The following is a 12,218-nucleotide window of genomic DNA, read 5'->3' as shown; positions in this document are numbered from 1 at the left end:
GAGTACCGCCTTGATGGTAGCCATTGTCCGATTTCACAATGCGTCGCGGTTCGCCGGTGAGAACTTGCAGTGGCCCAGGTCACAGGGCGAAATGGCGCGCCGTTTGTTTCCACATCCGGTAGTCGTCGGGCAGACAGACCGCGCAGGGTCGGTAGCCGGCTGAGACGGCGGTTGCCTCGTCGGCGAAGAAGACCCGGTTGCGCACGTATCCGCCGGCCGCGATGGTTCGCAGGGCCGACGGGCAGTCCAGACGGCCGTAGAGCTTGCCGCCGCGATGCCCGCCCAGGGTTCCGGGTGTGACGCTGCGGTATGGGCGACCGTCCGCTCCCATCAAGGTGTACCGCTTGATGTCTGACGTCATGCGGCGTCGTGGAAGACGAGCCCCAGCGTGAATCGCGTACCGCTACGGACCACGGAAACCCCGTGCCGCACCGGCGCTGCCGACCACCCGCGGGCCGAGGGCACCGGCCGGTCCCGGGTGGTGAAGACCAGGCCGTGCCCCTGCGGGATGACGGTGGCGGTACCGCGCGACTGCGCGCGCGGCCGCTGTTCGTAGAGCAGGAACTCCCCGCCGGTGTGGTCGACGCCGGGGCTGGTGAGATTGATGACCACCTGCAGCGGAAAGACCAGCTCCCCGTACAGGTCTCGATGTAGGGCGTTCCAGCCACCGGCCTCGTACCTGAGCAGGATCGCGGTGGTCTTGGTCTGCCCTGCTGCGTGGCACATGTCCAGCCAGTCGTCCAGATCGTCGGGCCAGGGCGCTCCCCGGCGAAGTTTGGTCCACCAGTCGCGCGCGATCGGCAACAGCCGGGGATAGAGCGCGTGCTTGAGCGCCACGACCGGGTCGGGGTAGGGATCGGCGAAGTAGCGGTACTCGCCTTCCCCGAAGCGGTACCGGCTCATGTTGATCGTGGAGCGGAACCGGTGCTCGTTGGGGTAGAGCGCGGCGATCCGGTCGGCCTCGGCAGCGGTGAGCAGCGGACCGGTGAGGGCGCAGCCCACGCTGTCGAGGTCCGAACGGATCGCGTCCCAGTCGGCTGCGGCCACGCGGCCTGCGAACGGCCCACCTGCGGCGCTCATGCGGCGGACTCCAGATCCAGCAGAAGTCGTTTGGCTTCCACACCTCCGAGGTAGCCGCCCATCGCACCGTCGCTGCGCACGACGCGGTGGCAGGGCACGACGACCGGCAGGGGATTGGTGGCGCAGGCCGTCCCCACGGCACGTACGGCTTTGGGGTTGCCGGCGAGCTGGGCCACAGCTGCGTAGCTGGCGGTATGCCCGTAACCGATCTCCGGGAGGTGGTGCAGCACCGTGCTGCGGAATCCCGCGGACAGCCGCCAGTCCAGCACGATGTCGAAGGTGCGGCGGATACCGGCGAAGTACTCGTCGAGTTCCCGGGCCACGGTGTCGAGCCGCGTCGGTGCGCGCAGGATGCGCGGGCTGATCTTGTCGGCGAGCTGTTGCAGGACGGCGTCGTGGTCTTCACTGGCATAGGCGACACGCACCAGGCCCTGGTCGGTGGCGGCCACCAGCAGGGGGCCCACCGGGCTGTCGACGATTCGGTAGGCGACGTCGAGAATGCCGTCGCGATCGGCGGCAACGGCCAGTCGGGTCCGCAGGGTGGCCATGCGGTCGGTGCCGTCGGCGATCTGCGCCAGATCGTGGATGAGGTCGTGGTCGGTGTTCATCGGGTTTCTCCTCTCCGGGAGGGATTGATGGCGGCGGAGCCGCTGCGATAGGTACGTCTGAGGGCCGCGATGCCGTCGGCGGCGGCGCGCCGGGCAGCATCGGTGCTGCCGCCGAGGATGGCCGCGATGTCGGCATAGGGCAGTCCGGCCAGGTAGTGGTAGGCCACGGCTTGCTTCTGTCTGGTCGGTAGGCGCTCGAGCGCGTCGGCCAGGTCGTCGTCGCGGTCGTACTGCGGTGCGGTGGGTGTCTCGGGCACGGTGTCGGTGGGGATCGCGTGCCGCGACCGGGCTCGGGTGATGTCGATCGCCTTACGGTGAGCGACCGTCACCAGCCAGGCTTCGATGTTCGCGTCAGCCGGAAGGTCCGGATAGGCCTTCATCGCGGCCAGGAACGTTTCCGACCACGCGTCGTCGGCGTCGATCGGTCCGACGACGGCCCTACACACCCGCAGTACCGTGGGGCCGTGGTCATCGACCACTGTCTCGAAGGGCTGTTTGGCTTTCACGTTCTGTAGACGCTCCGACCGCAGGTTTCGTGAGATCCCAGTTTGGAATGGACGTCAACTCGGCGGCGCGAGGCCGTTGAGGATGAAATCCATGACCTCTTCGGCGATTTCGTGCTGGGTCTTGGTCGAGTTGATGACGCTGTGCAGCGCGGCGGTCATCATGATCGCCCCGAAGATGCTGATCGCGGAGCTTTCGGGGTCGGCAAGACTTCGCAGTGAACCGTCGGCGGCCCCGGCTTTCAGCACCCGGGCGATGGGTTCGTAGAAAGCCTCTTGCACTGCCGACGCGAGATCGGGCAGGCGGATGGCGCGCCCGAGGTCGCCGACGAGCGCCTGGCTGGTGCCCGGCCGGCCCATGGTGTGGGCAATCTGGACCTGGACCACGGCGGCCAACCGGTCTCTGCCCGGCCCGGGAGCATCGGTGGCCGCGGCAACGTCACGGGCGAGCGCATCGAGAGAATCCCGGAACAGGAAGGCGAGGATGTCGTCCTTGCCCTTGAAGTAGTAGTACAGCGTGGCCTTCGGGACGCCCGATGCCGCAGCGATGTCCTCGATCTTGGTCTTCTGCAGCCCACGGGTGGCGATGAGGTCCGTCGCTGCGTACAGCTTTTCGGCCACCGCAGGAGGCACGGTGCGTCCGGTCAGTTCAGCCACGAGCGCAGTCTACGAGCCTCCTTGCGCAGAGTTTGTACTTTGAGTACAAACTAGGTGTCTAGTTCGGTGATAACGATGTGCAGGAGAGTCATGGCAGAGGCGCAGACAACCGATGTCCTCGTGGTCGGATACGGAGCCGCGGGCGTCTGCGCAGCACTGGAGGCGCGTTCGAGAGGCGCCGATGTCCTGGCCATCGACCGGTTCAACGGCGGCGGCGCGACGCAGGTATCCGGCGGCATCATCTATGCCGGTGGCGGCACGTGGGTTCAGCGCCAGGCCGGGGTCGACGACGACGCCGATGCCATGTACGCCTACCTGCAGGCCGAGATCGGCGACGCGGTGCGTCCCGAGACGCTGCGACGCTTCGTCGACGACAGTCCCGCGATGATCGACTGGCTCACCGAACACGGCGTGCCGTTCGAGGCTTCGGTCTGTCCGTACAAGACGTCGTATCCGAACAACAAGTACTACCTGTACTACTCGGGCAGCGAGAACTCCGGGCGCTTTCGCGAGATCACCCCGCCGGCGCAACGCGGTCACCGGGCCAAGGGGCCGGGGGCCTCGGGCAAGAAGATCTATCAGCCCCTCGCTGCCTCGGCAGCAGCACACGGCGTGCGCACACAGTTCCTCACCCGCGCTGTCGCTTTGTTGACCGAACCCAGCGGTCGGGTGGTGGGTGTGCGGACGAGCACCCTGGCGCACGCACCGGCGTGGGTTCGGCGCCGCTACCGCGCGTACGCCGAGCTGGCGGTCAAACCGGGCATCTACTATCCGCCGCTGCGCGCCGCGATGGAAAAGCGGTTGAACCGCTTGGAAAGTCGGTATGCCCGCACCGTCGACATCCATGCGCGCAAGGCGGTCATTCTCAGTGCGGGTGGATACATCGCCAACCGCGAGCTCATCGCCGAGCATGCACCGGCGTACCGCGAAGGACTGCAGCTGGGCACCACCGGAGATGACGGCTCCGGTATCGCGCTGGCCGCCGAGGTCGGCGCCGCGGTCGATCGCCTCGACAACGTATCGGCATGGCGCTTCATCACCCCGCCCAGCGCGTTCCTGGGTGCCCTCGTGGTCGATGAACACGGACAACGATTCATCGACGAGACCCGTTACGGCGCCGCCGTCGGGCACGCCATGATTGCCGACCACGGTGGTCGCGGCTGGATCCTGGCCGACGACCGGCTGCTCAAGCAGGCGCGAGCCCAGCTTCCCGAGCAGGCCATCTGGTTCCAGCGCCTGCAGATGGAAGCCATGTTGCGCACCGACCGGGTCGTGGGCGACACCTTGGAAGAGGTTGCCGCCAAGGCCGGCGTCGACCCGGCGGGTTTGGTGGCCACCGTCGCGGCCCACAACACCGCCGCCTCGGGCGGGCTGCAGGATCCGATGGGCAAGCCGGCCGAGTTCGTCAAACTTGTTGAACAGGGACCGTTCTCACTGATCTCGATATCGATCAGACGCAGCCTGCTCAACCCGTGCCCGATGTTCACCCTCGGCGGGCTGATCGTCGACGAACTCACCGGTGCGGTGACAACTCCTGCGGGCGAGTCGATTCCGGGTCTCTACGCGGCGGGACGCACGGCCATCGGACTGTGCGTGAACTCGTACGTCAGTGGGTTGTCGATCGCCGACTGTGTCTTTTCGGGCCGTCGCGCCGCAGAACATGCCGTCGCGATGGAACCCACGCCGTCACCGTAGGGCGCTGCCGTCGAGCCACTTGTCCCACGGCACGCCCCAGTCGCCGTTCTGCCAGATGGGCAGCGGGTCGCCGCCGGTGTTGCGGACCTCGAATACGTCTCCGGGTTGGGAGAACTCGTAGAACCACCGCCCGTTGTCCGCATTGACATTCAGGCATCCGTGCGACGTGTTCGTCTTGCCTTGCGCCCAGATGGTGCTGTCGAGTTGGTGGACGTAGATACCGCTGTTGGTCAGCCGGACCGCGTTGTTGACGGTCACCTTGTAACCCAGCCGTGAGGCGACGGGCAGGCCGTAGGTCGAGGAATCCATGACCACGGTGTCGGACTTGTCCATCACCGTATAGACGCCGGGCTGAGTCCAGAACGAAATGGTCTTTCCGGCAACGGTTTCTGATCCACCCATGCCCATGGAGGTCGGAATTGTGCGGACCAGCTCGTCATTGCGGTAGACGCGAATCTGTTTGGTGGCGTCGTCGGCGACGGATACGTGCGACTCTCCGATCCGGAAGGAAACCCGGCCGGCACCCCTATCGTCGGCGGCTACGACCACCTCGGTGCCGGGACGGTAGTAGCTCTGCGGCCGCCAGTGGGCGTGCCGGTTGTCCATCCAGTACCACGAACCGTCAACGGGCGGATCGGTTTTCACCGATAGCCGCTTTTCCGCTGCGATGCGGTCGGCGACCGGTTCGTCGAAGTTGGCGACGATCACCGTGCCGACACCGTAGGTCCCTCCGTCGACCAAGGTGGCACCCGATGTCGCGGTGAAGCTGACCTGGGCCTGTTCGCCGGCGGTGAGTTCGGTGGGCATCGACGTCGGCCGGGTCAGCCAGAGGGTCGCGCCGATGGCGACGATGAAGGCCAGCGACAGGATCGGTAGTGGTCGCCTCCGCGGTGCAGCCGCCAACATCTCGGCGCCTCCCATCTGTCGGCCGCATCCCGGCGGCGCAGTGTGCTAGAACGGAATACGTAGCTACGGCGTAGCTACGTAGGGCGAGGCTAGCATGGAGGTGCACAGTGAGTGGACGGCGAGAGAGTGTCAAGAAGGACCTCATCTTCATCGGAGTCCTGATTGTCATCGGCGCCGCGCTGATCGCCTACCTGCTGATACGTCCCGGCACTGACTCCGTCACCGCGGCACCCGCGGCGGACCCGGCGGCGACGTCGCAGGCGCCCGGGGCGGCGGGCGGCGCCGACCGGGGGCACAGTCCGGTGGAACGCCGCCAGCCCGGCGACCCGCTGGCGATGGGGGATCCCGACGCACCCGTGGCGTTGGTGGTGTTCTCCGACTATCGATGCCCGTTCTGCGCCAAGTTCAGCCGGGACACCGAGCCCGAACTCGTCAAGCGCTACGTCGACGCCGGCCAACTCCGCATCGAGTGGCGTGACTACCCGATCTTCGGCCCGCAGTCCATGGCGGCAGCACGCGCCGGGCGCGCGGCGGCCGAGCAGGGCAGGTTCTGGGAGTTCAACCGGGCCGTCTATGCGGCCGCGCCGGAGCGGTCGAAGGCCGACCTGACGGACGAGGACCTGATCGGTTTCGCCAGGCAGGCCGGTGTCCCCGATATCGACCGGTTCACCGCATCAATGCGCGGCAGCACCTTCGACGACGCCATCAATGCCGATCTGGCGCAGGGCACCGGGATCGGCGTCCCCAGCACCCCGGCCTTCCTGATCGACGACGTGCCCATGCTCGGCGCGCAGCCCACAGACGATTTCGTGCGGGCCATCGACGGGGCGCTGGCCAAGCGATGAGCGGCGTCGGTCTGCTCGGAGCCTTCCTCGGTGGGTTGGCCTCGTTGCTCAGCCCGTGCTCGGCGCTGCTGCTGCCGTCGTTTTTTGCCTACGCCTTCGATCGGACGCGCTTGTTGGTCCAGCGCACTGTGGCGTTCTGGGTGGGTCTCTGTGTGGTGCTGGTGCCGTTGGGCGCGGGCGTCGGGGCGCTGGGCAGCGTCGTCACTCGCTATCGCAGTGAAGTCACCATGGTCGGAGGCCTGGTCCTGATCGGATTCGGCCTGATGACGTTGCTGGGCAAGGGATTCGGCCTTTCGGGTGTGCAACGGATGACGGCCCGGATCAACATCTCCAGCACCGTGTCGGTGCTCGCATTGGGAGCTGTGTACGGACTGGCGGGCTTCTGCGCAGGCCCACTGCTGGGCGCGGTCCTGACCATGTCGGCGATGGGCGCCGACCCGGCCTACGGGGCACTGCTGATGGCGGTCTACGCCCTCGGCATGGCGGCACCGTTGTTCCTACTCGCCTGGTTGTGGGACCGCTTCAACCTGTCGAAACGCACCTGGCTGCGGGGCCGGCCGGTGCGGTTGGGCCCGCTGGAGACCCACACCACCTCGCTGCTCACCGGGGCGATCTTCATCGTTCTCGGCGGGCTGTTCCTGTTCACCGACGGCACCGCGAATCTCGGCGGCCTGCTGTCCGTCGACGCGCAGTACGACCTGCAAGTCTGGCTGGGCAAGCTGTCGTCGGGGGTCAGTGATCTCCGGCTGATCTTGGGCGTCGTGCTGGCACTGATCGTGTGGAGGTCGATCCGGATGTGGCGGAAGCGCGCCGAGACTGAGAGCACGGTCAGATGAGCCGAGAAGCTACTATCGCGCTACATAGGTTTGATGCGCGGAACCACCAACTGGTGACGGCGCACCCACGCAGGCGGTAAATGAATATGGGAATCAAAGGATTTGGCGATCTCGAAGCTGTGGTGATGGAAGTGCTCTGGTCACGTGCGGAGCCGTCGACAGTACGCAGCGTGCACGACGAGCTCGTCACCAAGCGACAGATCGCCTACACCACGGTCATGTCGACCATGGACAACCTGTTCCGAAAGGGCTGGTTGGAGCGGGAGAAGATCGGTCTGGCGTACAGCTACCGGCCGGTGATGACCCGTGAGGAGCACTCCGCGCAGCTGATGCGCACGGTGTTCGAATCCGGCGGCGACAGTGAGCTGATCCTCAACTTCTTCCTCGAGCAGATCGTCGACGACGACTCGAAGAAACTCCGGCAGGCGCTCAAGCGGTTCACCGAGGAGCAGTCACGATGAACGCGGTCACGTTTCTCCTCGGTTACGCGATGGCGCTGAGCTGGCTGGCGCCGGTGGTGTTCACCGGCCCGATCTCGGCCAACGTGCATCCCAGACTGTCGGTGGCAGGCTGGCTGGTGGTCGTCGCCACCGCGTCATTCGCCTGGGTGGCGGCGTTGGTGATCCTGATCGCCGGTGCCGCCCACAGCCTGATCACTCACACCGCACCGACGTTCTGCGTCGAGGCACTGGGGATCGCCGGCGCGGTGACGTTACCGCCCACCGTGGCGACGGTGTTGGTCGTCGCCCTGCTTGCAGTCACTGCCGCAGTGGCGACCAACACCACGCGCCGTGTGATCGTCACGCTGTACCGAACGCGGCGCGCCAATCGTGAACACGCAGAAGCGGTCCGGATCATCGGCCGGCCCACCGGCCACGATGGCGTCATCGCCATCACGGCCGACCAGCCCGCGGCATACTGCGTGTCCGGCGGCCGGCACCGCGCGATCGTCGTCACGACGGCTGCGTTGGAGTTGCTGAGGCCGCCCGCGCTCGCAGCGGTCCTTGCCCACGAGCGAGCGCACCTGCGGGGCCGCCATCATCACGTCATCGCGACGCTGAACACCCTCGCCGCGGCGCTGCCGCGGCTGCCCCTGATGCGGGCGGCGGCCCGGTCGGTGCCGGCGTTACTGGAGATGTGCGCCGACGACGCGGCCACCCGCAGACACGGTCGTGAGCCGCTGTTGGCCAGCCTCGTCGCATTGAGTACCCGGCATCGGCTCCCCGACGGCGTGCTGGCGGCGGCGGGGACGGCGGTGGCCGACCGGGTCGCCCGACTCCTGCAACCTCAGCGGGCGATCTGGTGGCGCCCACAGTCCCTGGCGATGGTGCTCATCGTCGTCGCGACGGCTGCTGCACCCGCCTTCGCTCTGACGTTGTGCACCCTGCAGCCGTAACCGGCGGTCAGATGTCGCCGCTGCTCCTCGGCCCCGTCCGGGGGCCGTAGCGTTCGGCGTAGGCCTGGTGGATGTGCGCGTTCTTCTTGCGCGAGAGCTCGTCGATGAGGGCGGGGTTCAGCCCGTGCTTGACGAGCATGTGACGCCGCCACACCTTGTTCAGGGCATGGGAGAAGTAGACGAACGGGATGAAGATCGGCACGGTCATGCTGGCGTGCAGGTAGAGCGACATCGGGATGAACCAGATCGGCGCCAGAACCAGGATTGCCGGGATCGCGACACGGACCATCATCCGGACGGTGGCGCCGGGACCTGCAAGGTCGTTGGCCACCCACTCGCGCATGGAGTCGGGTAGCCGCTTGCCGTAGCAGTACGCGATGTACTGCAGCGGGCCCGGTTTTGTGCGGGAGGCTTGGCCGGTGGGCATTGCAGCAGGGTAACGCTCGGTATCATGGATTGCGAATTTCATCAATCCATCAATCATTGGGGCAGCGGTGACCGACAGCGTCCTAGATGGTCCCGAGCGGCCGTTGTACGAGATCAAGGCCAACCTGTTCAAGGCGCTGGCGCATCCGGCCCGGATCCGGGTGCTGGAGATCCTGTCGATGCGCGACGGCCCGACTCCGGTCAGCGAGATCCTGGCCGCCAGCGATATCGAACCGACCCTGCTGTCACAGCACCTCGCGGTTCTCAAGCGCCATCACGTGGTCAGCGGACACCGGGCCGGCAACGCGGTGTACTACACCCTTGCGCACCCGAAGATCGCTGAACTCCTGCTCATCGCCCGGACGTTCCTCGCCGACACCCTCGCCGCCCAGCGCGATCAGATCGACGCCATCGGGTCGCTGCCGCCGATCGGCACGGCGCGATAGCGAAACCCTCACTTCCTGGCGTCGACCGCCTCGGGTACTGCCGCGAGTAGCTTCGCGTCGGCAGTGAGCAGGGTGAGGCTCTCGACGGTCGCCTGGGCGAGCAGCATCGCATCGAACGGATCCTTGTGCGGCAGCGCGGTGATGTCTGAGGCGAGGGCGTGGCGTCGCGTAATGGGGAGGTCCTGTAGGCCGGATCGGACGATCGCATCGTCGAGGGCGTCGGGCAGGGTGATCTTGCGGATCGCCGCCTTGATGCCCAGCTCCCACGTGCTGGCCGCGGAGACGAACACCGCGGGGCTTTGCGCGATGCGATCGCGCGCCGCAGCCCCCAAGCGCGGGTTGTCTTCGAGTAGCCAGATCAGGACGTGGGTGTCCACCAACACGCCCCTCATTCGATGCCGAACAAGGCGTTGAGGTCGGTGTCGACGTCGTCGAAGTGTTCGGTGTCGTAACCGAATTGGCCGGCCAGCCCACCGAATGCGATGTCGATGCGCGTATGTGGGACCAGGTCTGCCACCGGTTTGCCCGCCCTCGCGATCGTGATCTTCTCGCCGTTTTCGACGCGCGTGAGTAGTTGCGACAGGTGTGTCTTCGCATCGTGGATGTTGACCGTCGACATGAAGCCACCCTACTGGACTTAGTCTAGTTGGACTAGGTCTCGACGATCAGTGGGGAAGCAGATCGAGCCAGTCGGAGTTTCCGTCGACCGCTTCGCCGTCGATGGCCACCAGCGGCACCCCGGGATCGGGGAATGCTCGCAGCAGCGGAAGGTTGTTCGCCCCGATGGTGTGGCCGTCGTAGGGAATCGGGAGACCGAGCTTGATCATGTCCTGGGCTGACGGCGGTGCGCCGGCGCGGTCGGCCAACCCGGCCAGCTGATCGTTGCTCAGATCCGTCTCGCCTTCCTCTTTCGGCTGTTGATCGGCGGCGAAGATCTGCTCGACGAACTTCCAGGTGACGTCGCTCGATTGCGAGTGGTCGCCGACGATGTGGGCGGCATAAATGGCGCGGCTGTCGTAATTGCCGCTCGCCGAATACTTTTCGAGGAAGTTGACGAGACGCAGATTGATGTGGAGCTTGCCGTCCTCGATGCGCCGGCCGATCTCGGCGCCCTGGTCGCGCACCATCTTCCCGCTGTAGGGGCACAGCGGGTCCAGGTAGAGGTCGATCTGGCCCGGCGCCGCGGGGTCGCCGATGGAGAGAACGTCCCCGGCTGACGACGCCGGGGCGGCCTGCGCGCGACCGGCTCCGGGACCCCATATGAACGCCATCGTGAGCAGGCCGGCCAGTAGCAGGAGGTGAATCGTTCGGTATGCCGAGCGATTCGCGGTGCCGGGTCCATGCGGGTTCGCGTTCATGGCGTCCATCCTCTCTGACCGAGACGGAAGCTACTCAGGTCAGGGGCGGGCACCGCTATCACCTGCAGGTTTGCTGTATTTCTCTAGTTACTTAGAGGAAAAGTGGCAGAACGAGACAGTTTCTTGTTACTGTCCGGTAATGCGCAATGCCGGGGGGATTGTGGTCGTCCTCATGCTGATCATCGGGTCGCTCGTCGGATCTACGACGGTGGCCTTTGCCGACACGGGGGACGAGCCGCAGTACGCCGATTTCTATCTCCCGCCGGACCCGCTGCCGGCCGGTGCGCCCGGCGATGTGATCCGCACCGAACCGAGCCGGCTGGTGCTCGAGCCGTCCGGTCAGCTGGGCGCCATCATGGCGACCGGAACCCGGATCATGTACCGCAGCATCGACTCTCGGAACAATCCGATCGCCGTGACCGGCACCTACTTCGAACCGGACAACGACTGGCCCGGAAAGGGGCCGCGCCCGCTGATCGTCTATGCCCCCGGCACTCAGGGGCAGGGCAATCAGTGCGCACCGTCGCGCCAGTTCAACCAGGGCATCCACTACTCGGGTGGCTGGGACATCATGGTCAACTACGAGGAGGCGTTCGTCGCGACCTTGGTGGCCCGCGGCTTTGCCATCCTGATGACCGACTACCAGGGTCTCGGCACCGACTCGATGCACACCTACGTGAACCGCCTGGCCGAAGGCCACGCCGTCCTCGACGCCGCTCGCGCCGCCATGAAATTGCCCGAGACATCGCTGGATCCGCATGGCCCCGTGGCATTTTGGGGATATTCGCAGGGCGGTGGGGCAACCGCGTCGGCGGCGGAGCTGGCCTCGGCCTACGCACCCGAACTGAACATCGTCGGCACCTATGCTGGTGCGCCGCCGGCCGACCTCAAGGAACTGCTGCCCTACGCCGACGGTAGTGCGCTCGTGGGCGTCGTCGGCTATGCACTCAACGGCGTCATCGCCGCCTACCCGGAAGCCGCCGACGCCATCCGGTCGAAGCTCACCCAGCGCGGCAAGGATATGCTCGAGTCGGTGTCACGCCAGTGTGTGGGGCAGACGATCGTCGACTTCGCCTTCCGGCACCTGCAGCCCTACTTCAACGAGGACATCAACAAACTCGTCAACGAGGAACCGTTCAGCAGCTTGTTCGACCTGCAGAAGCTCGGCCGGTTCAAGCCGAACGCGCCGGTGCTGATCAACAGCAACCGCTATGACCCGCTGGTGCCGTGGACCGCGGCCAACCAGCTGGGCCGGGACTGGTGCGCGCAGGGCGCCGACGTTGAATTCCGCACCAACGAGGAACCGCCGTTCCTCAACAAGCTGGTGATCAACCACGCGCTCCCCATGCTCGTGGACGGAGAGCCGGCCATGCAGTGGATCGCCGCCCGCTTCAACGGAGAACCCACCACACCCAACTGCGGGCAGTTCTGACGGTCGGGCGGGTTCCCGGGTCCTCGAACG

The 12,218-nt window shown here is 66.3% G+C and carries 17 protein-coding genes; 7 read left to right on the top strand and 10 right to left on the bottom strand.

The genetic code is table 11. The features are described from left to right. Window positions 1-79 precede the first annotated feature (79 nt). The 5 genes from AB0876_RS22865 to AB0876_RS22845 are packed head-to-tail and all read right to left on the bottom strand — an operon-like array spanning window position 80 to window position 2,848. On the bottom strand, window positions 80-361 hold the full coding sequence (locus AB0876_RS22865; protein WP_491842178.1) for an Ada metal-binding domain-containing protein: 282 nt from the start codon (window positions 359-361) through the stop codon (window positions 80-82). Then, window positions 358-1,080 carry a 2OG-Fe(II) oxygenase gene (locus AB0876_RS22860; protein WP_526043004.1) on the bottom strand — a complete coding sequence of 241 codons (723 nt, stop codon included), beginning with the start codon at window positions 1,078-1,080 and terminating at the stop codon, window positions 358-360. The genes AB0876_RS22865 and AB0876_RS22860 overlap by 4 nt, the downstream gene beginning before the upstream one ends. Continuing rightward, window positions 1,077-1,628 (bottom strand): methylated-DNA--[protein]-cysteine S-methyltransferase, encoded by a 552-nt coding sequence (locus AB0876_RS22855; protein ID WP_526043053.1) that lies wholly within the window; start codon window positions 1,626-1,628, stop codon window positions 1,077-1,079. Before AB0876_RS22855 ends, AB0876_RS22860 begins: the two co-directional genes overlap by 4 nt. 56 nt (window positions 1,629-1,684) lie before the next feature. After that, window positions 1,685-2,194, bottom strand: a complete 510-nt coding sequence (locus AB0876_RS22850) for an RNA polymerase sigma factor (protein ID WP_526043003.1) — start codon at window positions 2,192-2,194, stop codon at window positions 1,685-1,687. Window positions 2,195-2,248: 54 nt separating this feature from the next. Next, entirely contained in the window at window positions 2,249-2,848 is a 600-nt protein-coding gene (locus AB0876_RS22845; RefSeq protein WP_237165885.1) for a TetR/AcrR family transcriptional regulator, read from the bottom strand. A gap of 90 nt (window positions 2,849-2,938) precedes the next feature. On the opposite strand from AB0876_RS22845, the gene AB0876_RS22840 reads away from it, so the two are divergent. Next, on the top strand, window positions 2,939-4,543 hold the full coding sequence (locus tag AB0876_RS22840; RefSeq protein ID WP_526043002.1) for an FAD-binding protein: 1,605 nt from the start codon (window positions 2,939-2,941) through the stop codon (window positions 4,541-4,543). Here the strand turns inward: AB0876_RS22840 and AB0876_RS22835 are convergent. Beyond that, window positions 4,535-5,449, bottom strand: coding sequence for a L,D-transpeptidase (locus tag AB0876_RS22835; protein ID WP_526043001.1), 915 nt, complete (start codon window positions 5,447-5,449; stop codon window positions 4,535-4,537). The genes AB0876_RS22840 and AB0876_RS22835 overlap by 9 nt on opposite strands. A 107-nt stretch (window positions 5,450-5,556) precedes the next feature. On the opposite strand from AB0876_RS22835, the gene AB0876_RS22830 reads away from it, so the two are divergent. The 4 genes from AB0876_RS22830 (at window position 5,557) to AB0876_RS22815 (ending at window position 8,526) form a co-directional block, all read left to right on the top strand. After that, the gene (locus AB0876_RS22830; RefSeq protein ID WP_526043000.1) at window positions 5,557-6,294 is read left to right on the top strand and encodes a DsbA family protein; all 738 of its coding nucleotides are present in this window, start codon (window positions 5,557-5,559) and stop codon (window positions 6,292-6,294) included. Then, entirely contained in the window at window positions 6,291-7,130 is an 840-nt protein-coding gene (locus AB0876_RS22825; RefSeq protein ID WP_526042999.1) for a cytochrome c biogenesis CcdA family protein, read from the top strand. The genes AB0876_RS22830 and AB0876_RS22825 overlap by 4 nt, the downstream gene beginning before the upstream one ends. Before the next feature lie 86 nt (window positions 7,131-7,216). Next, window positions 7,217-7,591 carry a BlaI/MecI/CopY family transcriptional regulator gene (locus tag AB0876_RS22820; protein WP_491842208.1) on the top strand — a complete coding sequence of 125 codons (375 nt, stop codon included), beginning with the start codon at window positions 7,217-7,219 and terminating at the stop codon, window positions 7,589-7,591. Continuing rightward, a complete protein-coding gene (locus AB0876_RS22815; protein ID WP_491842171.1) occupies window positions 7,588-8,526 on the top strand; it encodes a M56 family metallopeptidase in 939 nt (312 codons plus the stop codon). Before AB0876_RS22820 ends, AB0876_RS22815 begins: the two co-directional genes overlap by 4 nt. A gap of 7 nt (window positions 8,527-8,533) precedes the next feature. Here AB0876_RS22815 and AB0876_RS22810 read toward each other — a convergent pair whose 3' ends face one another. Next, window positions 8,534-8,953: a DUF5313 domain-containing protein gene (locus tag AB0876_RS22810; RefSeq protein ID WP_491842170.1), complete on the bottom strand. Its 420-nt coding sequence runs from the start codon at window positions 8,951-8,953 to the stop codon at window positions 8,534-8,536. A gap of 67 nt (window positions 8,954-9,020) precedes the next feature. On the opposite strand from AB0876_RS22810, the gene AB0876_RS22805 reads away from it, so the two are divergent. Then, complete coding sequence (locus AB0876_RS22805; protein WP_526042998.1) at window positions 9,021-9,398, top strand: ArsR/SmtB family transcription factor; 378 nt, start codon at window positions 9,021-9,023, stop codon at window positions 9,396-9,398. A gap of 8 nt (window positions 9,399-9,406) precedes the next feature. Here the strand turns inward: AB0876_RS22805 and AB0876_RS22800 are convergent, their stop codons facing one another. From AB0876_RS22800 to AB0876_RS22790, 3 genes are read right to left on the bottom strand one after another with little or no spacing between them, the layout of a single operon-like run. Beyond that, window positions 9,407-9,775, bottom strand: a complete 369-nt coding sequence (locus AB0876_RS22800; RefSeq protein ID WP_526042997.1) for a type II toxin-antitoxin system VapC family toxin — start codon at window positions 9,773-9,775, stop codon at window positions 9,407-9,409. Window positions 9,776-9,786: 11 nt separating this feature from the next. Continuing rightward, complete coding sequence (locus AB0876_RS22795; RefSeq protein ID WP_491842168.1) at window positions 9,787-10,017, bottom strand: type II toxin-antitoxin system Phd/YefM family antitoxin; 231 nt, start codon at window positions 10,015-10,017, stop codon at window positions 9,787-9,789. A gap of 46 nt (window positions 10,018-10,063) precedes the next feature. Continuing rightward, window positions 10,064-10,756: a DsbA family protein gene (locus AB0876_RS22790; protein ID WP_526042996.1), complete on the bottom strand. Its 693-nt coding sequence runs from the start codon at window positions 10,754-10,756 to the stop codon at window positions 10,064-10,066. A 172-nt stretch (window positions 10,757-10,928) separates the two neighbouring features. On the opposite strand from AB0876_RS22790, the gene AB0876_RS22785 reads away from it, so the two are divergent. After that, the gene (locus tag AB0876_RS22785; RefSeq protein WP_491842207.1) at window positions 10,929-12,188 is read left to right on the top strand and encodes a lipase family protein; all 1,260 of its coding nucleotides are present in this window, start codon (window positions 10,929-10,931) and stop codon (window positions 12,186-12,188) included. The last annotated feature ends 30 nt before the right edge of the window (window positions 12,189-12,218 follow it).

The organism is Mycobacterium sp. NPDC049093 (assembly GCF_040704635.1).
GTDB lineage: Bacteria > Actinomycetota > Actinomycetes > Mycobacteriales > Mycobacteriaceae > Mycobacterium.
The sequence above is the reverse complement of the archived record's forward strand: the minus strand, read 5'-3'. Positions and strand labels throughout refer to the sequence as shown.